This window comes from Aedoeadaptatus coli (assembly GCF_900343085.1).
GTDB lineage: Bacteria > Bacillota > Clostridia > Tissierellales > Peptoniphilaceae > Aedoeadaptatus > Aedoeadaptatus coli.
In genome coordinates this window covers 141,124-162,918 of sequence record NZ_OPYI01000002.1, presented here as the reverse complement: position 1 = coordinate 162,918, position 21,795 = coordinate 141,124, and the positions used below count along the sequence as shown (strand labels likewise).

25 protein-coding genes, 3 tRNA genes and 1 pseudogene are annotated in these 21,795 nt (G+C 48.6%); 21 read left to right on the top strand and 8 right to left on the bottom strand.

Going from position 1 to position 21,795, the window contains the following annotated elements; all coding sequences use genetic code 11:
• A pseudogene (locus tag DG046_RS02035) lies at window positions 1-81 on the bottom strand (IS200/IS605 family transposase); the annotation flags it as partial.
• Between the two features lie 163 nt (window positions 82-244).
• Between DG046_RS02035 and DG046_RS09910 the strand changes: the two are divergent.
• The gene (locus DG046_RS09910; RefSeq protein ID WP_255419571.1) at window positions 245-367 is read left to right on the top strand and encodes a hypothetical protein; all 123 of its coding nucleotides are present in this window, start codon (window positions 245-247) and stop codon (window positions 365-367) included.
• A gap of 67 nt (window positions 368-434) precedes the next feature.
• Here the strand turns inward: DG046_RS09910 and DG046_RS02030 are convergent.
• Window positions 435-510 (bottom strand) — tRNA-Lys (locus DG046_RS02030).
• A 151-nt stretch (window positions 511-661) separates the two neighbouring features.
• Between DG046_RS02030 and DG046_RS02025 the strand changes: the two genes are divergently transcribed.
• From DG046_RS02025 to DG046_RS02015, 3 genes are all read left to right on the top strand, one after another.
• Entirely contained in the window at window positions 662-2,512 is a 1,851-nt protein-coding gene (locus DG046_RS02025) for an acyltransferase family protein (protein ID WP_108830932.1), read from the top strand.
• Between the two features lie 15 nt (window positions 2,513-2,527).
• The gene (locus DG046_RS02020) at window positions 2,528-3,877 is read left to right on the top strand and encodes an aminopeptidase (RefSeq protein ID WP_108830931.1); all 1,350 of its coding nucleotides are present in this window, start codon (window positions 2,528-2,530) and stop codon (window positions 3,875-3,877) included.
• Between the two features lie 54 nt (window positions 3,878-3,931).
• Window positions 3,932-4,018, top strand: a tRNA-Leu gene (locus DG046_RS02015).
• A gap of 235 nt (window positions 4,019-4,253) precedes the next feature.
• Here DG046_RS02015 and DG046_RS02010 read toward each other — a convergent pair.
• Complete coding sequence (locus DG046_RS02010) at window positions 4,254-5,372, bottom strand: Fic family protein (protein WP_234411440.1); 1,119 nt, start codon at window positions 5,370-5,372, stop codon at window positions 4,254-4,256.
• A 581-nt stretch (window positions 5,373-5,953) separates the two neighbouring features.
• On the opposite strand from DG046_RS02010, the gene polA reads away from it, so the two are divergent.
• The 4 genes from polA to DG046_RS01990 all read left to right on the top strand — a co-directional run bounded on the left by polA (window position 5,954) and on the right by DG046_RS01990 (window position 11,090).
• Window positions 5,954-8,590: a DNA polymerase I gene (polA, locus tag DG046_RS02005; RefSeq protein ID WP_108830930.1), complete on the top strand. Its 2,637-nt coding sequence runs from the start codon at window positions 5,954-5,956 to the stop codon at window positions 8,588-8,590.
• Entirely contained in the window at window positions 8,577-9,188 is a 612-nt protein-coding gene (gene coaE / locus DG046_RS02000; RefSeq protein WP_108830929.1) for a dephospho-CoA kinase, read from the top strand. The genes polA and coaE overlap by 14 nt, the downstream gene beginning before the upstream one ends.
• Window positions 9,175-10,872 (top strand): ABC transporter substrate-binding protein, encoded by a 1,698-nt coding sequence (locus tag DG046_RS01995; protein WP_108830928.1) that lies wholly within the window; start codon window positions 9,175-9,177, stop codon window positions 10,870-10,872. Before coaE ends, DG046_RS01995 begins: the two co-directional genes overlap by 14 nt.
• Before the next feature lie 131 nt (window positions 10,873-11,003).
• Window positions 11,004-11,090 (top strand) — tRNA-Leu (locus tag DG046_RS01990).
• Here the strand turns inward: DG046_RS01990 and DG046_RS01985 are convergent.
• The 3 genes from DG046_RS01985 to DG046_RS01975 all read right to left on the bottom strand — a co-directional run bounded on the left by DG046_RS01985 (window position 11,069) and on the right by DG046_RS01975 (window position 14,357).
• Window positions 11,069-12,598, bottom strand: a complete 1,530-nt coding sequence (locus tag DG046_RS01985; protein ID WP_108830927.1) for a recombinase family protein — start codon at window positions 12,596-12,598, stop codon at window positions 11,069-11,071. The two genes, DG046_RS01990 and DG046_RS01985, sit on opposite strands and share 22 nt — an antisense overlap.
• A gap of 106 nt (window positions 12,599-12,704) precedes the next feature.
• Window positions 12,705-13,691: an exonuclease domain-containing protein gene (locus tag DG046_RS01980; RefSeq protein ID WP_234411439.1), complete on the bottom strand. Its 987-nt coding sequence runs from the start codon at window positions 13,689-13,691 to the stop codon at window positions 12,705-12,707.
• Between the two features lie 39 nt (window positions 13,692-13,730).
• Window positions 13,731-14,357 (bottom strand): LexA family protein, encoded by a 627-nt coding sequence (locus DG046_RS01975; RefSeq protein WP_108830926.1) that lies wholly within the window; start codon window positions 14,355-14,357, stop codon window positions 13,731-13,733.
• 148 nt (window positions 14,358-14,505) lie between these two features.
• Here DG046_RS01975 and DG046_RS01970 point away from each other — a divergent pair, with 148 nt between their 5' ends.
• On the top strand, window positions 14,506-14,712 hold the full coding sequence (locus DG046_RS01970) for a hypothetical protein (RefSeq protein ID WP_108830925.1): 207 nt from the start codon (window positions 14,506-14,508) through the stop codon (window positions 14,710-14,712).
• A 147-nt stretch (window positions 14,713-14,859) separates the two neighbouring features.
• On the opposite strand, the gene DG046_RS01965 is transcribed toward DG046_RS01970, so the two are convergent.
• Window positions 14,860-15,111: a hypothetical protein gene (locus DG046_RS01965; RefSeq protein ID WP_108830924.1), complete on the bottom strand. Its 252-nt coding sequence runs from the start codon at window positions 15,109-15,111 to the stop codon at window positions 14,860-14,862.
• A gap of 49 nt (window positions 15,112-15,160) precedes the next feature.
• Between DG046_RS01965 and DG046_RS01960 the strand changes: the two genes are divergently transcribed.
• Genes DG046_RS01960 through DG046_RS01950 form a run of 3 tightly spaced genes read left to right on the top strand, consistent with a single transcriptional unit; the run spans window position 15,161 to window position 15,917 of the window.
• Complete coding sequence (locus tag DG046_RS01960) at window positions 15,161-15,466, top strand: hypothetical protein (protein ID WP_108830923.1); 306 nt, start codon at window positions 15,161-15,163, stop codon at window positions 15,464-15,466.
• The gene (locus tag DG046_RS01955) at window positions 15,453-15,674 is read left to right on the top strand and encodes a hypothetical protein (RefSeq protein WP_108830922.1); all 222 of its coding nucleotides are present in this window, start codon (window positions 15,453-15,455) and stop codon (window positions 15,672-15,674) included. The genes DG046_RS01960 and DG046_RS01955 overlap by 14 nt, the downstream gene beginning before the upstream one ends.
• Window positions 15,675-15,917, top strand: a complete 243-nt coding sequence (locus DG046_RS01950; protein ID WP_108830921.1) for a hypothetical protein — start codon at window positions 15,675-15,677, stop codon at window positions 15,915-15,917.
• Here the strand turns inward: DG046_RS01950 and DG046_RS01945 are convergent.
• Window positions 15,901-16,248, bottom strand: a complete 348-nt coding sequence (locus DG046_RS01945) for a hypothetical protein (RefSeq protein ID WP_108830920.1) — start codon at window positions 16,246-16,248, stop codon at window positions 15,901-15,903. The genes DG046_RS01950 and DG046_RS01945 overlap by 17 nt on opposite strands.
• A gap of 49 nt (window positions 16,249-16,297) precedes the next feature.
• On the opposite strand from DG046_RS01945, the gene DG046_RS01940 reads away from it, so the two are divergent.
• From DG046_RS01940 to DG046_RS01905, 9 genes are read left to right on the top strand one after another with little or no spacing between them, the layout of a single operon-like run.
• Window positions 16,298-16,498 carry a hypothetical protein gene (locus DG046_RS01940; RefSeq protein ID WP_108830919.1) on the top strand — a complete coding sequence of 67 codons (201 nt, stop codon included), beginning with the start codon at window positions 16,298-16,300 and terminating at the stop codon, window positions 16,496-16,498.
• Window positions 16,499-16,738: a hypothetical protein gene (locus DG046_RS01935; RefSeq protein WP_159082032.1), complete on the top strand. Its 240-nt coding sequence runs from the start codon at window positions 16,499-16,501 to the stop codon at window positions 16,736-16,738.
• Window positions 16,731-17,159, top strand: coding sequence for a hypothetical protein (locus DG046_RS01930; RefSeq protein ID WP_108830917.1), 429 nt, complete (start codon window positions 16,731-16,733; stop codon window positions 17,157-17,159). Before DG046_RS01935 ends, DG046_RS01930 begins: the two co-directional genes overlap by 8 nt.
• Entirely contained in the window at window positions 17,137-17,301 is a 165-nt protein-coding gene (locus tag DG046_RS09605; RefSeq protein ID WP_159082031.1) for a hypothetical protein, read from the top strand. The genes DG046_RS01930 and DG046_RS09605 overlap by 23 nt, the downstream gene beginning before the upstream one ends.
• 41 nt (window positions 17,302-17,342) lie before the next feature.
• Window positions 17,343-17,603, top strand: a complete 261-nt coding sequence (locus tag DG046_RS01925) for a hypothetical protein (RefSeq protein ID WP_108830916.1) — start codon at window positions 17,343-17,345, stop codon at window positions 17,601-17,603.
• Entirely contained in the window at window positions 17,587-17,997 is a 411-nt protein-coding gene (locus tag DG046_RS01920) for a hypothetical protein (protein WP_108830915.1), read from the top strand. Before DG046_RS01925 ends, DG046_RS01920 begins: the two co-directional genes overlap by 17 nt.
• Window positions 17,997-19,151 (top strand): DUF2800 domain-containing protein, encoded by a 1,155-nt coding sequence (locus tag DG046_RS01915; protein WP_108830914.1) that lies wholly within the window; start codon window positions 17,997-17,999, stop codon window positions 19,149-19,151. The genes DG046_RS01920 and DG046_RS01915 overlap by 1 nt, the downstream gene beginning before the upstream one ends.
• Window positions 19,152-19,178: 27 nt before the next feature.
• Complete coding sequence (locus tag DG046_RS01910) at window positions 19,179-19,763, top strand: DUF2815 family protein (protein WP_159082030.1); 585 nt, start codon at window positions 19,179-19,181, stop codon at window positions 19,761-19,763.
• Window positions 19,764-19,814: 51 nt separating this feature from the next.
• Window positions 19,815-21,791 (top strand): DNA polymerase, encoded by a 1,977-nt coding sequence (locus tag DG046_RS01905; protein WP_108830912.1) that lies wholly within the window; start codon window positions 19,815-19,817, stop codon window positions 21,789-21,791.
• The last annotated feature ends 4 nt before the right edge of the window (window positions 21,792-21,795 follow it).

Here is a 21,795-nt window from a genome sequence, read left to right as displayed (position 1 = left end):
AACTTGCCGCCTATATTTTGGTGCAAACACGATATGATACTTACAATTCCAACTTGTATGTGCTAAGCTGTTCTTATCCATATGGATACCTCCTTGATATTTTATTGCCGATAACACAATAATTTTATCATGGGAGGTTCTTTTTTTACTTAAAGCTAAAGCTTTTTACGCCTACCACCAGCATAGCTGGTGGTTTATTCATGCTAAAGCGCACAAAAATATCCATTGAGGAGCTTACTCCCCAATGGATATTATAGAGCCAAAAAAAGCCCTGGCTTCGGAGAAGATCGGGCAGCGGGACAAAGATATTCTGATGAAAAAGATTTGGGATCTCTACTGGAAAAACAAAGACAAGAGCGACGTGTAGGCGCCGCTCTTTTTTGATGGGCGAAGAAAAACGGGCATAAAAAAACGGAGCCGAAGCTCCGCGTATCTGGTGCATCTTCAGGGACTCGAACCCTGGGCCCACTGATTAAGAGTCAGTTGCTCTACCAACTGAGCTAAAGATGCAAACGTCGATAACAGAGATAATTATATAGCCTCAGGAGAAATTTGTCCAGTACTTTTTTAAAAGAATTTTACAAAAATCCCCGCCGAGTAAAGCGCAGGCTAAATTTCCCCGTTTGTGGTAAAATATTACCATTAAATAAAGGAGTCGTTTATGTCCATTAAAGAAAGAAAGACGGCAGAGGGCGTCAAAGGATTTGCCCTGTGCTTTATTTTACTATACATGGCCTTCAACCGCGTTTTTTTAGGCGGCCACTTAGGCTATCAAATGCTCTTCGCCCTTATGGGCTACGAAACCTTCAGGCGCTACATTCGGGAAAAAACATACCCCGGGCCCTTTTTGGCGGAGAAAGTGCGGGCCTATTGGCCGGAACTTTTCGCCATGGTGGCCATCGTCACGGCGATCTACGCCCTGTTTTTTTATGCAGACATGCCCCTGGTGCGGGGACAGGCCCTGTGGTCCTTGCTGTTCGCCAATAATATTTTCCAAAGCCTCGCCGGGCATCCGCTGAGCATCGAACAGCCCTCGCCATTCGGGCACTTGTGGTTCGTGTCCTTGCTTATGCAATGCTATTTAATTTTTACCCTGGCCATTGCGGGGAAAAAGACGCGGCAGAAAATTATATCCGTGGCCTTTTTCGGCGGCGTCATCAGCTTGATCTCCGCCCTTATCATGGGCATCTTCGGCGGCTTGGATTTGGCCGAAGCGAGAATCTTTTACAGCCCCGAGAGCCGGCTCTTCAGTTTCTTTATCCTGTTTCCCGTCGTCCTCTATGAGCTCATGGGAAAAGGACGGGGAAAAGTAGCCAATCGGGACATGGCCATGCTCGGGATCATGATCGTCTTCGTTCTACTGCTGTTGTTTATGGCGGAAGCCGGACCTGCGTATTTCGGCGGCCTTTTTCTCACCAGTCTGCTCTTAAGTTTCTTTATTCTATTTTTGTTTCGCGACGGCAACGCCTTCGAAAGCGTCTTTCAATTTCCCCTCTTTACTTTTATCGGCGAGCGGGCCTATTCCATCTACCTGTACAGTATGCCGGTCTTCTTTTTTACGAAAGAGCTGGCGGAGCGCCTTCAGCTCGCAGGCGGCCTGTGGATTCCCCCGGCCCTCGTCTTCCTGCTAATCGTCGCCCAAGGTTCCTACTATGTTTTTCAAGTGAAAGGCTTGAGCAACAAATGGGTATACGCTATCTTGGCGGTGCTTTTCGGCGGACTCATGATCATTACCTACGCCACCCAAGGGCCGGAGGTCATGAAGCGGGAGGCGCCGACGACACCCGTGGTGAAGACCGTGAAACCGAAGGAAGAGGAGAGGGAACAAAAGAAGGCATCCCTGACGGAACGCTTCGAGCCGTCCAACGAGCTGGCGGCGGCCATCGAACAGGTGAACGCGCAAAAGCCCCATTACAAATTAACCAACGAGGATTTGGGCAAACTCCAGAATCAAAAGGGACTGCTCTTAGGCGACGGATCCGCCCAATCGGCGCGGGAGGCCTATTTGCTCCTTATGCCGAATCTGCAGGTCATCGGATCCGAGAATTTAAATCCCTCTTGGTACGTGCGTCGGATTAAGGAATATTCCGACGACGGGCCCATCATTCTGCAAATCGGAAACGACGGCGCCCTTACCTTCGATGCCGTGGACGAAATTGTAAAAACCGCCGAGGGACGCCCCCTGTTTTTGTTTAATGTGGTGGCGGATCCTTCCTACGAAGATAAAAACAACGATATTTTGCAGCGCGTCGCCGACAAGTACGCCAATGTGACCCTTATCGACTGGTATAAAGACGCCAAGAATCAAAGCGATTTTTACGACGACGAAGGGCATATGAAAGATCCGGCGAAGCGCCTGATGTCCCACATGTTGGGCCACTGCCTGCTCTACAATATGCCTGAGGCGGTAGTGAAGCCCGACGACGGAGACAAAGCCAAACACGCCAAGACGGAAGAAAATTTGGCGGCTAAAGAAAACGACGACGTCCCCGATGTAGGGGATGCCAACTGATGAAAGGAGCATGGAATGGAAAAGAAAATCACTTATTGGGACAGAGAAGAAGAACACGATGCCATTATGGCATTTTCTGAAGATTACAAGGCCTTTTTAGACCGGGCGAAAACCGAGCGCATGGCGGCGAAAGAAATCGTCCGCTTGGCGGAAGAAGCGGGCTACAAAAATTTCTACGATATGGACAGCTTAAAGCACGGCGACAAAATTTACTTCTTAAATAAAGAAAAGTCCGTGGTGCTCTTCGACTTGGCCGCAGATTTCGAAGAGGGCATGGCCATTGTAGCGAGCCACATCGATTCGCCCCGCCTGGATATTAAAGCGACGCCCCTCTATGAAGAGGAAAATGTGGCGCTCTTAAAGACCCACTACTACGGCGGCATTAAAAAATACCAATGGACGGCCATTCCCTTGGCTATGCACGGCGTGGTCGTGACCAAAGACGGCAAGAAGCACGAAGTCAATATCGGCTCCGATCCTGCCGATCCCGTCTTCACCGTGACGGATCTCTTGCCCCATTTAAGCAAGTCCCAAAATAAAAAGACCTTGGACGAAGGCATTATCGGCGAAAACCTCAACGTTCTTTTCGGTCATCGCTCCTTGAACGGCTCCGTGGAAGAAGCTGCGAAAGCCCTTTTAAAAGAAAAATACGGCATGGATGCCGACGACTTCGAAACGGCGGAGTTGGAAGTGGTGCCCGCCTTTAATGCCAGAGACATAGGCCTGGACCGAAGCATGGTGGCCGCCTACGGCCAAGACGACAAAGTCTGTGCCTACGCGTCTCTCAGAGCGCAACTGGACGGGAAGAACCGCACGAAAACCTGCGTCGCCGTCTTTGCCGACAAAGAAGAAATCGGTTCCGTGGGCAACACCTCCATGAGCGCGAAATACTTTGAAAACGCCGTGGCCGAAGTGCTCTACAAATTGGGCGTGGACTCCAACATCGCCGTGCGCCGGGCCTTGGCCAACAGCATGGTCCTCTCCGCCGATGTCACCGCGGCCCTGGATCCCAACTACCCCGAAGTCATGGACAAGAAAAACGCCGCCCGCTTAGGCGAAGGCGTCTGCATGATGAAATACACCGGCGCCAGAGGCAAAAGCTCCACCAACGACGCCAATGTGGAATTTGTCGCTGCCCTTCGGGACCAATTTGCCAAAGACAATATTTTGTGGCAAACGGGCGAAATGGGCAAAGTCGACGAAGGCGGCGGCGGCACCGTGGCCTACATCCTCGCCGAAACCGGCGCGGAAGTCGTGGATCTGGGCACAGCCCTCTTCTCCATGCACGCACCCTTTGAAGTGGCATCCAAGGCGGACATCTACTCCACCTACAAAGCGTACAGCAGTTTTTTGACCATGAAATAAAATCACCCTTTACACGCGGCTAACAGATATGTTATACTATCGAAGTATCAGTTAGCCGAAGTGATGGAATTGGCAGACGTACTGGACTCAAAATCCAGCGGTGGCGACACCGTGCGGGTTCAAGTCCCGCCTTCGGCACCATACAATTTAGTGTTTTTACACAGTGTCATGAAACGTGTAAAAATGCACATTTTAAAAGCACGTAGGGTTATTCGCCTTACGTGCTTTTACTTTTTCCGGATTGATCCTTCGCGCCTGAAGACGATGCTGAAATCGAGTACGGAAGCGATTGTGCGTCGTAGGTATATTCTTTGCTTCTATCCTGTTGCAACAGGGTAGGGGCTTTTTTCGTCCTATATCTTCATTGGAGCATAACTTACTCTGTACTTAAAATAATTTGCGGCGAATAATAGGTGATGTTTCTTTTTTCATCTGATTTCGTGAGAATGCCAAGTTCAGTGAATTTATCTAATAAATTATAGACTGTGGATATGGAACCGACATTCAGCTCATCTTTCAATTGCCCGGACTTAAATACCGGATGCTTGAAGATGAAGTCAAGCACATTAATGGCATGCTTGGAGTTTACTTTGGAAGTACACAAAATCTTCATTTCATCATATAAAGATAAAAGACGATTTGCTTTTATTGTATTTCTCGATGCCTGTTTTATGATTCCATCTAAATAATAATCAATCCAGTCCAACCAATTATTGTGTGCGGAAATATCTGACAACCGCTCAATATAACGGTCTCTGTCTGCTTCAAAATATTCACTCATATAAAAGGTCGGGTAAGGAAGGTATTCTTTGTAATATAAGAACAGGGGAATTAACAACCTTCCTATTCGTCCGTTCCCATCCTCAAAGGGATGTATCATTTCGAACTGGGCATGTATTATTGCTGACTGAATTAAAATTTTCTTTTCATCGAAATGAATATAATTTTCAAGGTTAGCCATGTACTCTTCGGTATGTGACGGTGGGACCGGTGTATATGAAATTTCCGTTGAGCTGCCTATATAATTTTGCGCTCGTTTAAAATTACCGGGATTTTTCGTGTTGCCTCTTACGTTATTTAAGAGGATTTTGTGCATGTTTTTGATGATTCGATTGGAGAGCGGTAGCTTACCGGGATCATCATTATTTATCGTTCCCATCGTGTCTAAGGCATCGTATAAAGCCGTCCTATAGTTTGCAATTTCTGTCATTTCATCTTTTTCTATCGGGGTATCATTGCCTGCTTCGAAGTTTAAGAAGTCTTCCAGTGTTGCGTGCGTTCCTTCCAGTTTGGAGGACAAAACGGACTCTTGGATCAATAGAGGAGAAATGAGCAGCATTGGATTTGGCGTGTTATACAGAAAACCCTTGTAAATGCCCATCGCATTAGAAGCTTCTATCATTTTGTCAATAATATCCGGTTTCAGAATGAAATCATTAAGATCGTCCAAGGGAAGTTTATTAGGCAGAAATGGATCCGGAGTTTTTCTGGTCAATGTTGGTCTCCTCTCGATCAGCTTGAAACAGTTATTCCAATAAATCGAAATAAATTGGAATAAGCGAACAGTATTCCAATAAATCGAAATAAATTGGAATAAGCGAACAGCATTCCAATGAATCGAAATAAATTGGAATAAGCAAACAGCATTCGGATAAATTGAAATTAAAGGGGATAAAGAAGTTGAGCCGTGCTACCACTCCCGTGCAGCAGGGAAAGGGATGTTTTCAATCAAGAAAGTATTACTGCAATAAATGAGCAGGAATCTATCTAAAAGCGCGTAAGCGCTGTTGTCGTTTACTTTACCGGGCGAAGGATGTGGGTGGTCTTTCAAGTAGGATGCGGAAAGGGGAACCGTCCAAAGATTTGCCAGACTCATATCTTTTGAATGAGATAAATTACTTTTCAGGTTTCAATTTCAGTTATGCTTGTCGATCGCCTTATTGGCTATATTTTAGCATTGGCAAGAAATAAATTCAAAAAGCATGGCCCGAAATAGAAAGACGTAACAAGCATCCGGGAAATGGTTATAAAGGCTTTTCCGCGGCTTCTCGTGTATAATAAAGGCAAGGAGGACCCATGAATAAAGATACGATTTTAATAATAGACGGAAGCAGTTTGTTTTTTCGGGCCTTTTACGCCTTGCCTTTGTTAAAGACGAAGCGGGGGCTGTACACCAACGCGGTCTACGGCTTCGTGTCCATGATGGAAAATGCCGTGGACCTTATCGATCCCGGGTATTTGCTCGTGTGTTTCGATCAAAAGGGGCGCACCTTCCGCCACGATCTTTACGCGGAGTACAAGGGCACGCGGCAGAAGACGCCTTCGGAATTAGACGAGCAGTGGCCTTATCTCATGAAAATTTTAAAGACCATGGGCATAGAAACCGTGGACTCCCCGGAATATGAGGCCGACGACCTGGCGGGCACCGTGGCGAAAATGGGCCGCGCCGCCGGGAAAAAAGTTTATTTGCTTACCGGCGATCGGGATTATTTTCAATTAGTCGAAGAGGGCATCGACGTCCTTATGACGAAAAAGGGCATCACGAATCTGGAAGTCTACGATGTGGCCCGCATCGAAGAGGAATACGGCATGACGCCGGAGCAGCTCATCGACCTGAAGGGGCTTATGGGAGACAACAGCGACAATATTCCCGGTGTGCCGGGGATCGGTGAAAAGACGGGCATAAAGTTGATCCATGAATACGGGTCCATTGAAGGGGTTTACGAGAATCTCGATGCCATTAGCGGCAAGAAGCGAAAGGAAAATCTCGAAAAATTTAAGCAACAGGCCTTTTTGAGCAAGAAGCTCGGCACGATTATTACGACGATTCCCCTGGATTTCGATATCGAGGAATTAAAGCGAAAGCCTTACGATCTCGACGCCCTGCGGGCTCTTTACAGTGAGTACGAATTCTTTACCCTTATGCGGCGCCTTCCCGGTGAAGAAGAGGCGGAAGAGGCCGAAGTAAATGACTTGCCCCTCGCGTCCATGAACGAGGCCGTCAAGGGCCTGGAAGGGGCCGAGAAGGTTATGATCCACTTGATGGCGGAGGGTCGCCCTTATTTCGACGGCAAGGTGGATTATTTGCTTCTTTCCGCAGGCGGCAAGGCTTACATCGTCAAGTCGCCTGATAGGGCGGAATTTTTGCGCTTAAAAGGCATTTTGGAAGACGCATCCGTGGCCATTGTGGGAAGCGATTTAAAAGAGCTCTTTTTATTCGCCTTCCACTACGGGATCGAGCCTGCAAATGTCGTCTTCGACGCGTCCGTGGCCGAGTATTTGCTGGATCCCACGAAATCCAATTACGAAGCGTCTCACTTAATCGGTCTCTACGAAAACCAAACCATTGCGGCGCCGGAAGAATTTTTGGGGAAGGGAAAAAGCAAAAAATCCCTACTCGAAGCGGAAGATGACGTCGTCGGCTACCTGTCGCGACTATACAGCTACCTGCCCAAAGTTATGGCGGCGCAGGAAGAGAAGCTGAAGGATTTGGATATGTGGGAACTGTTCTCCGCTATCGAAATGCCTTTGGTGGAAACCTTGGCGTCCATGGAACATGAGGGGATTATCGTCGACGAAAAGGTACTGGATGAAATCGGCGACGCCCTGGCTGAAGAGATCCAAGGCCTGGAAGCGTCTATTTACGAGGACGCGGGCAGGGAATTTAACATCAACAGCACGAAGCAATTGGCGGAAGTGCTCTTTGAAGATTTAAAATTGACGCCCATTAAAAAGACGAAGACCGGCTTCAGCACCAGTCAGGATGTGTTGGAGAAAATCCGGAAGGAACACACCATCGTCGAGGACATTTTAAAGTATCGCCAGTTGGCGAAAATTCAATCCACCTACGTGGAGGGACTCAAGGCGGAAATCGCTCCGGACGGAAAGATCCACTCCCAATTTCAACAGACCATTACGGCCACGGGAAGGATCTCTTCGACCAACCCCAATTTGCAAAACATCCCCATTAAAACCGACGTGGGCCGAAGTATTCGAAAGGCCTTTTTGCCGCGGGAAGGGGCGGAATTTATCGACGCGGACTATTCCCAAATCGAGCTTCGGATTTTGGCGCACATTTCCGGAGATGCGGTCATGCAAAAAGCCTTTAACGACGGCGCCGACATTCACACCACCACGGCATCTCAGGTCTTTCACGTGGATCCCGAGGATGTGACGAGCCTGATGCGCTCCAGGGCCAAGGCCGTGAACTTCGGCATCGTCTACGGCATCAGCGATTACGGTCTGTCGCAGGATTTGGATATTCCGAGAAAAGAAGCCAAGGAATACATTGACAATTACCTGAATAAATTCAGCGGCGTCCATCAATTTATGGAAGATATTGTGGAAACGGGAAAGGCCCAAGGCTATGTGGAAACCCTGTTCCACCGCCGGCGCTACATTCCCGAGCTGGCGGCGAAAAATTTCAGCGTGCGCTCCTTCGGCGAGCGGGTGGCGCTGAACATGCCCATTCAGGGGACGGCGGCGGACATGATGAAAAAAGCCATGGTGGCCGTTTACCGGAAATTAAAAGACGAAGGCCTTCGGGCCAAGCTCCTGCTTCAAGTCCACGACGAATTGATCCTCGAGGCGGACAAAGAAGACGGGGAGCGGGTAAAGAAACTGTTGGTTGAAACCATGGAATCGGCCTTGCCACTGGCGATTCCCGTAAAAGTAGAAGTGGAAACGGGGGAAAATTGGTATGAAACAAAATAAAATCGGCATTACGGGCTCCATTGCCTCGGGAAAAAGCGTCTTGACCGCCTACTTGTTGGGCCTGGGCTTTCCGGTCATCGACGCCGATGCCATTGCCAGAGATCTGGTCCATCCGGGATCGGACACATTAAAAGAAATCGCCGACATCTTCGGAGAAGACATGATCCAATCTGACGGCAACTTGGACCGGGACAAATTGGGCAAGCGCGTGTTTTCAGACGAAAACGCCCGCAACCGACTGAATGAAATCATGCATCCGGCCATCGTCCGCGCCATGCTCGATTTGTCGGAGAATTTCCACGGCCTCGTTTTCTACGACGTGCCCCTGCTTTTTGAGCAGATCGACGATATAAAAGAAAACGGCCTGGACTTCGACGCCATCTGGCTCGTGGACGCCGACGAGGACGTGCAGCTCGCCCGCCTCATGGCCCGGGACAATATTGACGAAGCCTACGCCAAGGAAAAAATCGCCTCGCAAATGCCCCTCGAGGAAAAGAAAAAGTTGGCCACCGTGATCTTCGACAATTCCGGCGATTTAATGAATCTCTACAATCAAGTGGACGACGCATTGGAGGCTCTGCCCGGTGAAACGATGTAAGGGGACCATCCTCCTCCTGTGCCTTTTGCTCTTAACCGCCTGCGGCATGGGGGGATCCAAAACGGTGGTGGAGGAAAAGGGAACCGACGACGGCGCCGGAGGAGGCGGCACCCTCACCGTGCCCCTCACGAACTTCGATACCCTGAATCCGCTTTTGACGCAAAATCGTTCGTATTTTCAATTGAGCCACCTGCTCTTCGATCGGCTTTTCGAATACGAAGGCAGCGGCCGCCTGGTGCCCTCTTTGGCGGAGCACGTGGAGACCTCCGACGAGGGACGGCGCGTTTCCGTCACCTTGAGAAAAGGCATTTACTGGCAAGATGGCACGCCCATTACGACGAAGGATGTGGCCGCGACTTTTCTTGCGGTGAAACACGCGCCGGCGGAATCGCCTTATAGCAGGCTCTTTCACCGTACGCCGGGGATCGGCGCCGGCACCGACTTGGATACGGTGGCCAAAGCCGTGATCTTCGACGATCGAAACATCGACTTCGAATTCAATCAAAGCTACGGCAATTACCCGGAACTCCTGAGCTTTCCCATTTTGCCCGCCCATATTTACTCGGAAGAAGCCATGCTCGATGCCGAAAATTTCGACGTGGTGGGCTCCGGGCCTTTCCTCCTGAAAAAATGGGAAAAGAACAAGAAGATTTATCTGGAAAAAAATCCGAACTATTACGGAAAACTGCCCTACATCGACGGCATCGTGGGCTTAATTTTGTCGGACAATAAAGCCATTCAACAGGCCTACGACGCGGGACAGATCGATCTCTTTGTCGTGGACGACTACACGTGGGATCGCTACAAAAGCGACGAGAAGAGCGCCGTGGAGCCCTACGAAACTCAGCGGGTGGAAGTGCTGAGCATGAACACGCAGGATCCCCTGTTAAGTGATCCGCATCTGCGACGGGCCCTGGATCTCGCCATAAACAAAGAGCGCATTATCGACAGCCTCTATCTGTCTCAAGGCACCATGGCCAACTTTTTTGTGAATCCGAAGCTTTCCGCCGGCACCTTTGCCAAGGAAGAATCCTATTTAAGCGTGGACGGCGCCATGGACATGCTGAACAAGGCCGGCTACAAAGATGTGGACGGCGACGGTTTCCGTGAAGGGAAAAACGGGGAGGCATTAAATCTTACCATCCTTACAAACGGGGTCAACCATCGCCTGAAAACCGAGGCCCAACTGGTGTCGGAAGATCTGAAAAAAATCGGCATCCGCTCCCGCGTGAAAGACGCCGTCGACATGCAGGCGGTGAGCGAGGAGGGACAAAAGAAGACCGAGCCCGAGGCCGATCAATTTGCGCGCGCCCTTCAAAGCGGAAACTACCAGCTGGCCGTCGTGGGCATGGATTTTTCCGCCGTGGTCAATCTATCCTCGGTGCTTTCATCCGGCGGTATCGGCGGCATGAATATCAGTCGATACAGCAATCCCGCCATGGACGAGGCTCTAAAGAAATTGGCCCATGCCCAAGAGGAAGGGGAGCGAAAAGAAGCCACCGACGCCGTGTACAAAATCTTTCGCGACGATGTGCCCTACATTCCCCTGGTGTTTAAGCAAAATGTCCTGGTCACCGGGCCGCGAGTGAAAGGGCGCATGCGTCCCAACGCCTTTAATGTCTTTAACGGCATCGACGATGTGACATTGGCGGGAAAAGATAGGGCGAAGAACTCGGAAAAATAAATAGGAAAAGTAAAACCCCGCCCGAGGCGTCGGGCGAGGCCTTTTTCCTGCAAATGGAAAAGACCTGCGAAAATTCGTAAAAAGTGATTTACAAAGCAAAAAGCCTGTGTTATAATTTATTCCTGTGATGAGCGGAGATGCTGGAATCGGCAGACAGGCATGTTTGAGGGGCATGTGTGAGTCATCACGTGAGGGTTCAAGTCCCTTTCTCCGCACCATGCAAACACTCACGATTTATGTCATTAGCGGAAACGTTAAATGTCACATAAACGCGGGGTGTATCAACTTCAATACGATCGACAAAGATGCTCATAAGTTTTGAACGTTCTTGTCGGTCGTATTTTTTTATGCTGTCGTATTTTCGCACAAAGTCTTCCACGTCTTCCCTCAGTAAGGCGATGTGCGCCTGTTTCAGGTCGCTTTCTCGTAGTGTCGACTCGAGCTGTGTCTTTTCGGTTTCAAGGGCTGTAAGTTTATCTAGGAGCGTCTGAGAGGATGTTCCGGATGCAATGGCATTTGTAATGTTTTCTATTTTCTTTCCCGCATCGGCGATTTTCTTTTTCAACTCTCTCTTCTCGTCTTCCCGTGGATCTTCTTTCTCCGAAGAGAGGTAGGCGAAAAGGGCATCCACCATGTTGTCGATGTAATTATGCCCGAAGAGGTAATCATCCAGGGCATCGAAGAGTAGGGATTCGAGCTTGTCGGCACGTATGGCGCGTGCGTCGCATTCTCTTCGGCTCTTGGCCGTACATTCATAGTAGTAGTACCGCTTCCCGCTTCCGCCGGTGCGGGAAGATCCGACCATTGGGGAGCCGCAATGCTTGCAGTAGAGATGCCCTGTAAGCGGATAGCCGCCGGAGCGGGTGGTGTTGCGACGGGCTGAGGGGACTTGCTTGTTTTTCTCTCTTCTTTGTTTGGCCATTGCCCAAACCTCCTTTGTCAGTATGGCGGGAATCGCGTCGTCGAGTATGATCATGTCTTCTTCGTTGGCGTAGCGGTGGGTGTTTCTCGGTTCTCCGGGGCGGTAGTCGGTCTTGCCGAAGATGTAGCGGCCGATGTATTTTTCCTGGCGTAGGATCTCGGTCAGTGATGTCTTTTTAAAAAGCCCGCCCCTTTTCGTGCGATAGCCGAGGCCGTTTAAGCGGTCGATGATTTCCAGGTAGCTGTAGCCGTCGATATACATAGAGAAGATAAGGCGAACGGCTTCGGCCTCGTAGTCGTTGATGACGTATTGGTTTTCGTCGTTGATGTCGTAGCCGAGGGGCGGTGTTCCACCGTTGAAGAGGGCCTTATAGGCGTTTTCCCGGTGGCCCTTGCGGGTTTCTCTGCCGAGGTTCTTGGAGTAGTACTCATTAAAGCCCTCGATGATGGAGCGGAAGATGACGGCTTCGGGGCCGTCGCCGAATTTCTCGAGGACGGAGAGGAGCCTTTTCCCGTTGTCTTCGATTTTCTTACTGTATATGGCGGAATCGTAACGGTTACGAGCGAAGCGGTCCAGCTTGTGGACGATGATGTAGTCGTAATCTCTTTCGGCGCTCTCGGCGATCATGCGTTGGAACTCCGGCCGGTCATCGGTGGTGGCGGACTGCGCCATGTCGATGTAGTGGCCGATGAGGGCGATGTCGTTTTTTGTGCAGTACTCAGTGATGGCCCGCAGTTGGGCATCAATGGACTCTTCCCGCTGCATCGCCGAAGAGAAGCGTGCATAAGCGACGGCTGTTTTCATGGTTTCCTCCTTTAGGGAGGCATGATATACTCTTCTTGTGCTTTTGGTATATCATGCCTAAACACTAGCCCCTATCCTGTTGTAGCAGGTAGGGGCTTTTTTATTTCTATAAATCATGAAGTGTATCTAAAAATAGTTTCTCATCCATAATCTCTAAATCTTGACCGGATAAAATAAGCTTTTCCGCTTTTTTAAGCTTGGAAGATTTATTGTCTTTTACGTTTGAGATGGAGTCAAATCCACCTAAAACCAATAAGTTTGTATGCTTTGTGACTGAATTTTCGCATTTTGCCCCTAAATTCACACAGATTTGAGCGGCTTCCTTTCTCGTAAAGTGCTCAAGTTTTCCGGTAAAACAAATTGACTTGTTATAAAAGTAATTTTCAGGGTCAATGTTAGCCTCGGTCGTTTCTAGATTTTTTAAGTTCATAGCTTTTCCGCTGGGCAACACTGTGTATTCTATGTCGTGCTCGACGGCATAAGCCTTGAGTTTAGCCATAATATCAAAGGTTGCCTGACAATCATTCAAAGCCCTATGACCTGTGAAAGTGTATCCAAAATAGTCAGCCAAATCGATTAAACGGTGCCGGTCTATACCTTTTAATATTCTACGAGAGAGTTTCATCAGGTCCCAATAATCATTGTTAAGCTCATTATTGAAATTTGCGGCCATAAAGTCATAGAGGAAATTGATATCAAAGTTTATGTTATGCCCAACTATAACGTCACGGCCTATGAATTCGAATACCTCCTTAGAAATTTCTTTAAGTGTAGGGGCCTGAGCAAGCATTTCATTTGTTATTCCTGTTAACTCAATTATAAAATCGTCAATGTAGTACTCACCAACTATGTTTCCATCATCGTCATCTTCTATGTATACTGTTTCGGGTCGAACTAGAGAAGTAAAAGAATCTGTTATCTTATTATCGCGAACCTTTAACATCCCTATTTCAATTATTTCATCATAGGTAGGGTTCAGCCCAGTTGTCTCTAAATCTAAGACACAGAAATCTTTAGGAAATTCGTTTAAAGACGCTCCTTTATTTCGTTTTGACGAGTTATTTTTGTTTTGAACCAGCTCAAATACGAACACAATAATTTCCTCCTAATTAAAATATGAAAATCTCAGCCTTTATAACTTTCTTCTTACCTCGACGACTTTGCCGGCGATGGTGACTTCGCCCGGATGGGTGTAGGTTTTGGGCGGGTAGTTGGGGTTTTCCGGTTTCAAGGTGATGGAAGTGGGTGTCAGAGAAATCCGCTTCAAGGTGGCGTCGTACCCGTTGACGTAGCAGGCGCAGATGTCGCCGGTTTCGGCGTTCGGTTGGACTTGGATGACGACGGTGTCGCCATCGAGGAGGACGGGGTACATGCTATCGCCGGAGACTCTCAGGCCGATGAACTCTTTGTCGCCTTTGGTCCAGTCCTCGGGGATGTCAATGGTCTCGATGATGTCTTCGATGGCCTCGATGGGCACGCCTGCGGGGATCTTCCCGACGACGGGGATCTTTATGTAGTTAGACAGATCGACGAAGGTGAGTTCGGGTTCTTTTTCAGGGTTCGAATAACCCAACAAAATCAGCGGGTCTATATTAAGCGCCTTGGCAACCGATTGGGCCTTATCAAGACCCATGTTTCCAATTTCGCCACTTTCGTACCTTGAAATCGCTGATTTGCTAACACCAATTAAATCAGCAAGTTGTTGCTGAGAGAGATTCATCTGAATACGCTTATCTTTAATGATTTGACCAATGTTCATAACGCCCTCCTTTGACGCTATATTATACTGAAAATTGAATAAAATCAACCTACAAAAGAAAAAATTAATATTTCAGTTGACAATACGAAACAGAGAAGGTACACTGTAATAAAGTTGAGGATACTCAACTAACGAAGGAGGTGGTGAAATGATAAATGACAAGGCATTAAAATCGATTCTTATTAGAAACGGTTATAATGTCGAATGGCTAGCTAGCCAGATGGGCTATACTACTCAAAATCTATATGGTAAGTTAAGTGGTAGAATTACGATCACTCTGGATGAGGTAAATCGCATGCGTTCAATACTCAATTTAAACGATTTGGAGACAAAAGAAATTTTTTTTGGCCAATAAGTTGAGGAAACGCAACAATAATTTAATTCTACATCATTCATAAAAAAGAAAAGAGGTGCCTATGGAAGACGTACTCAATGAATTGCGGGAAATAAAAAAGCTGCTCCGTATCATTGCTCAAAATACGGAGCAGGCTAATTATACAGATTATTCAGACTTCGTAGAATCGGTGTCGTCTGTGATGAGTAATTTGCAAAGCGTGGAGTAGACGAGTTCTTTAGTAAACGAAGTAGTAAGCTCTAAAACTGAAAGAAGTTGCCCCTCAGTGTCAATTTTTGTGGGGTCGTCTTCCGAAGCATACTTTTGCAAGGTTTTGGCTACTCTGTCTCGAACGCAGAAATCTTCTACGCTAAAAGATTCTATTGCTTGTTTGATTTGAACTTCAGTTATTTTATTCACTTTTTCACCTCCTTTCGAGGTGATTATAGCAGAAAGAAAAGAGGTGCCTATGGAAGATGTACTCAACGAATTACGGGAAATAAAAAAGCTGCTCCACGCTATGGATCATAGGGGGGAGCGGCAAGAGGTGCTTAGGCGACAGGGCCTAAGAATCCTATTGGTCTTTTTGGCGTTTCAGCATCCGGATTTTTCAGAGCTTTTAGATCCATATTTAGAGCGTTTATATGGACGAATTTTCTCGCCGGATTTCCTTGAAGATCTAAGTTCTGATTCGGCGGATATAGATACGCTGATAGATGGGCTGTATGAAGCTTTAAAAAAGGCAAAAGAAGGTGGATTCAGTGACGGAAAATAAACGTAACCCACATGCTATTGAGTTATCTCGCAAGCGGTTCGCGCTTTTGCAGACGCAGAAGTCCGAATTTATTGAAAAGTTAAATTCCTCGCTCCCTTATGAAGAGAACGAGGAATTGGCGTCGGCGTATTGGGATGTAGTTAAAATTATGGATTTAGTGTTATTGCAGGAAGCTCATTATTTAGCGACTTTGGAAACGGGGGATTAAATGGCAAAGATGAATAAGTTAACTGTGATTTTTGAATCCGGTTCCAGGGTGGATCCTGAAGCCGTTAATTACAAGGAATTGGCGGATCGTTTGGGATTTGAAGCGGTGGATCTGGTCGTTGATAAGCGAAAGCGGGAGCCTATTTTCGTCCCGGTGAAGAGCCCGTCGAATCTACCTTTTGTGATGTCGGTGGTGATTTCCATAGCTGCCGTGTGTGTCGGCTTGGCTACCATGCTTTTATAAGACTTATGACGGAAATGGCGAGGGCCAGTATTGAAATGGTTATGGGGAGATAGGTCCTGATGAGGTCTTTTCTATGGTGATCTAAGAACATTTCTCCGTTGATGGTAAGCGCAAAAAGTTGCGGCTGAATTTCATAATATGGGTCGTAATAATGTTTTAAGTAGATATCGGTATCAATTTCTGTTTGGTTGGAGATACTGAGCAATTCCAGAGATACTAATTTATCTATATCGCTCTGTGCATGGTCTCCGATGAGGTCGTCCGGGTGTTTTGAATAGTATTTCAAGATTTGTATTTGTCTATTGGTTAGGTCGATTTCTCTATGGTTCATGTAGTCACTTCCTTTCGAGGTGATTATAGCAAATGTTTAGGAGGTTTTTATGGATTGCAAGATTGAAATTAAACGGAAGGTTGCTGATCGGAGTAAGGGTGGCGTGTCTGCCGTTTGGATTGATCGGGACGTGATCGCCGATCTAAAGGATTTGAGTGCCGCTTCGGGATGGTCTCTGAAGGATCTGGCGGAGTTATTCATTAAGAAGGGGCTCGCACGAACAGAAATTGTGAAGGACGAGTTGGATTAGGTGTATGGGAGGCGTGGTATGGCGAAACGGAAGGTGCGTCCCATGTTGATGGACGCAAAGTATGTACGGCGGCGCCGGTGGGCGGCCACGGCGATTATCGGTGTGGCTGTGTTTATCGCGATGCTGCTTTATCCGGTGTTGGACTCCATCGCCGAAGGCGCATGTGTCACCCAACTCGACGGCAAGTCCGAGTGGGCGGTGGAATACAGCCGACAGTTAGGGGAGTATCCCTATGAATGAATCGAAGCTATTGCCGACTCCACTCGAGTTGGGCCAACGCTATAGGGTGACGTGTAATGCAGGTAAAAGGAAAGAGACATCGCACGAAGGCGTGATCTCCGGGGATTATGGCCGATTTTATCTGATGCATCTCGACGACGGAACGAAGGAAACGGTGCTGAAAAATGACTTGTACCGCGAAACGACTGTGGTCGAGGCACTTGAGACCGATGACGATTCGGAGCCGATGAAGGTCGTGGTCGAGGGTGACAGCCTCGCCAGAAGGTTGAAAGATCTGTATCGCGATGTGATGGATTATGACGCAGCCATTCGCGAAGGCGAAGCGGCGCAGGAAAAGCGAAGGGCGGCGGTGGCTGAAATCCGGGCGCTGACTGATGAATTTTTAGAAGGGACGGAGGATGAAGCAAGAGGGGACGCTTGATGCGATCGGCACGACGAGCGTGGACGATATCCGCCGGCGATACGCCAAGGAGCGCTTCCTGGCGTTTATGGCGGAGAAGTTTTGGAACGAGTTACTAGAGAAAGAAAAAGCCCCGCACCAGCGGCAACCGGTGCAGGACTAAGAAAGAATAACTCACCACTAGTATAGCACGGGAGGTGCTAAATGTCAGTAGATGGTAAATCAATACTGGAATTACTCCATGAAAAGGATGCAGAACTCAAAGAGCTTTACGCGATTCAAAATGACGCTTGGAAACAGGAAGAGCGACTTAAGCGATTGAACAGTCAGCTTGACGAGAGGATTGAAACAATCGAAAGAGAGATCCACGAATTGGTGACTGTACGGCAAGAGGAGATTCATCATGAAAGGAACCTTAGAAATAAAGGGTCCGTAAGGAGGGCTATGTATGGAAGTAACAATTAAGATCGAAGGATTGGATCAACTCACCGAAGCAATTGCCATGCTCGGCGGAGCGATGGCGTATTTTAAAGGCGTATCGGCGGAGGAAGCAGCGTCACTTGTAGAAGACGTGAAGGCATCAAGGGCAAAGCCGGCGAAAAAGGAAGAAGTAGCGGCGAGAAAGAAAGAAAGTATTCCTAATGCAGAAGAATTACCTCAAGCCACGGTGCCCACCGGACAAGCGGCCTATAGCTTTGAGCAGATTCAGCTGGCGTGCGCCAAAGTGGCGCAAGCGGGGAAGCGGGCCGAATTACAGGGGTTAATTAACGGTTTTGGCCTCAATAGTCTTTTAGAGCTTAAGGAAGAGCAATACAACGACTTTGTACTGAAATTACGTGGAATCGGAGGAACGATCTGATGCCTGAGGTACACGCCAAGTTATCGGCCTCCGGGGCGCACCGATGGCTTAACTGCCCAGGCTCCATTGTGATGGAAGAGGGCTTTGAGGACACGGGATCAGATTATGCAAAAGAGGGAACTCTGGCCCATTCTGTGGCGGAGTTAAAGCTTCAGAAGTATTTTATCAAGGGGATAGGCCCTAAGAAGTTTTCCGCCGCCATGGAGGTTTTTAAGCAGGATCCCTCATGGGCTCCGGAGATGGATAAGTACACGGATGTTTATTTCGACGAGATTAAACGGCGAGCCCTGGTCTATCCGTCGAGTCCTTATGTAAGTATCGAGGAACGGGTGGATTTTTCCGCTTGGGTTCCGGAGGGTTTCGGAACCTGTGACTGCATTATGGTTTACGGCGGCACGCTCCAAGTTATTGACCTCAAGTACGGCAAGGGGGTTCCTGTAAACCCGGAGGAAAATCCCCAACTGATGCTTTACGGCTTGGGTGCCTATCAGGCCTATTCTCTCTTGTACAAGATCGATCGCGTCGTCCTCACGATTATACAACCCCGTCTTGATTCGATTTTGGATTGGGAAATCTCGGCGACGGATCTCTTGGCTTGGGGCGGGAGCATTAAAGGTCGGGCAAGGGAAGCCTTTGAGGGGTCGGACACGTTATCTCAAGGGGAGCATTGCCGCTTTTGCCGTGCCAAGTCCAGATGCCCTGAAAGGGCCAAAACCATGTTTGAGAAGGTGGAGGAGTTAAAGCCCCATATGGGTGAGGATTCGTCTCTGGTATCCAACGAAGCTTTATCCAAGTACCTTTTGGAAGCAAAAGGGCTGGTGGAATGGATTAAGGATCTGGAAGAGGAGGCACTCTCTACCATCCTCAATGGCGAAGAGGTTCCCGGCTTTAAGGCCGTAGAAGGACGGTCAATTCGGAAGTTTAAGGATCAAGACCGGGCCATGGGCATGTTGGAAGCCAAAGGGTATGACGAGGCGATTCTCTATGAGCGCAAGGCTTTAAGTCTCTCCAGGCTGGAAAAACTTGTCGGTAAAAAGGAATTTTCCGACATTCTGGGCGAGGAGATCGTCAAGCCTCAAGGCAAGCCGACGCTGGTGGAAGAAAGCGATAAACGAAAGCCTTATGTGAAAGATATGGGCTTTAAGGAAGTTTAAATTTTACAGATGAAAAGGAGGCCTATTATGGCACAAGAATTTACCACAAGTTTAGTACGTTTGTCTTACGTGAATGTTTTCGAACCAAAGGTGACACCGCAAGGGGACGAGAAGTTTTCGGTCACCTGTTTACTGCCGAAATCCGACACGCAAGGCTATAAGGCTTTAATGGATGCCATTAAAGCCGAAATTGCGGCCAACCAAGATGACAAGCTTAAGGGGATCGCCCAGCCGAAGCTTCCCATTCACGATGGAGACGGTTTTTCTCCGGGGGGCTCCGAGTATGGCCCTGAATGTAAGGGACATTGGGTTTTTACGGCATCGGCGAATGTCAAGTATCCGCCCGCTATTATGGATCGCAGGGTGCAGCCTATTATGGATCGCTCGCAAGTTTATTCCGGTTGCTGGGCCCATGTAGCAATCTCCATTTATGCCTACAACAATCAATCCAGGGGCATCGGCTTCGGGCTAAACGGCCTTCAAAAGGTAAAAGATGACGAGCCGTTGGGTTACAAGTTTGACGCCAATAAAGCGTTTACGGCCGTGGCAGAGCCCGAGGAAACGGCTACAGAAATGGGCGGGGTGGATCCATTAACCGGTATGCCGTTTTAAGTTACGGGGTCGTTAATCACGGCCCCCTTTATTTTAGGAAAGGGTGAAACTGTGAAGCATCTATCTATAGATATCGAAACATACAGCCCGGTAGATATCGGCAAGGCCGGCCTCTACAAGTACTGCCGGGACCCGGCTTTTGAAGTTTTATTGTTTGCCTACTCGATGGACTTCGGGCCGGTGGAGATTGTGGACTTGACCAATTGTGAGTCCATACCCAAGGTGGTCATTGAGGCTCTAGCCGATGACCGGGTTACCAAGCACGCCTACAATGCGGCCTTTGAGTACAACTGCCTAGAGGCTTTTGGCTTGGAAGTAGGGGACCGGACGGCCTGGAGTTGCACCATGCACCACGCCATGTATCTGGGCTATCCTGCCGGCTTAGCTGCGACCGGAGAGGCTTTAAAGCTACCGGAGGACAAACAAAAACTAAGGACAGGTAAGGCCTTGATCCGCTACTTTTGTGTTCCCTGTGCCCCGACAAAAACCAACGGGGGCAGAACGCGCAATCTCCCCGCCCATGATCCGGACAAGTGGGCTCTTTTTAAGGACTACTGCAAACAAGACGTTGTCACGGAAGTGGAGATCTACCGAAGACTTGAGGCTTTTCCTGTCCCGGACAGGGAACAATTTATCTGGGCTCTATCGGACGAGGCCAACGCTTTGGGGGTAGAGGTGGACTTTGACCTGGTGGAAGGTGCTTTGGATATCGACGACCGATTGACTGAAGAACAGACGGCTCGCGCAAAGGAAATCTCCGGCCTGGCCAATCCAAATTCCGTGGCTCAAATCCTCCCATGGCTTCAAGGCTATATTCCGGAAGTGGACAATGTTCGCAAGGATACTGTGGCGGACCTTCTGGAAAAGGATCTGGCTTCGGAAGTCCGGGAATTTTTGGAACTAAGGCAGGAACTCTCTAAGACCAGTGTTAAAAAGTACACGGCAATGGAGACGTGTGCTTGTGAGGACCACCGGGTCCGGGGCCTCCTCCAATGCTACGGGGCCAACAGGACAGGGAGATGGGCCGGACGGTTAGTCCAGGTCCAAAACCTCCCTAGGAACTACATTAAAAATCTGGAGTTAGCTAGGGACCTGGTCAAGGCCAAAGACAAGGGTCTTTTGGAGTTGCTTTTCGGCAATGCCACGGATACCATCTCCCAGCTTATTCGCACGGCCTTTATTCCTCGGGAAGGAAAAAAGTTTATCGTGTCGGACTACTCGGCCATCGAAGCTAGGGTGATTGCCTGGCTTGCCGGGGAGGATTGGGTGAACCACGTGTTTGCCACGCACGGCAAGATTTACGAGGCCACGGCTTCTCAAATGTTTGGGGTGCCTATCGACACGATCGCCAAGGGCAATCCGGAATATGCCCTGCGGCAAAAGGGCAAGGTGGCCACCCTCGCCTTAGGCTATCAGGGTGGCGTCGGCGCGCTAAAGGCCATGGGGGCGGATCGGATGGGCTTAGATGACCAGGAGCTGGAGGATATTAAGGATCGATGGAGACAAGCCAACCGGAATATTGTTAAGTTTTGGTACGCCCTAGAAAATGCAGCGGTAAGTGTTGTTGAGTATGGAGAGCAAAGACGTGTTAGGTGCTTGGACTTGTCCTTAGAGTGTGCGCCGGACTATGGCTTAACTTTTCTAACCATTAAGCTTCCGTCTGGCAGAAGCCTGTATTACCCTGAGCCGGAGCTTAAGGAAAACAAATTCGGGAAAATGGCCGTCCATTTTATGGGAATTGGGGCCAACCGTAAATTCACCAAGGAATCAACCTATGGAGGAAAATTAACGGAAAATGTCGTACAGGCCATCGCTCGAGACTGCTTAGCTGAAACCCTTATGAACTTAGCTAAGGAGTATCCTTTAGATCCAGTCGTCATGCACATTCACGACGAGGTGGTGATGGAGGCCCGTCAAGATATTACTTTGGAAGAGGTGAACGAGGTTCTTTCACGGCCGATTGCGTGGGCTCCCGGATTGATTTTACGAGGCGCCGGCTTTGAAAGTAGTTTTTACATGAAGGATTGATAGG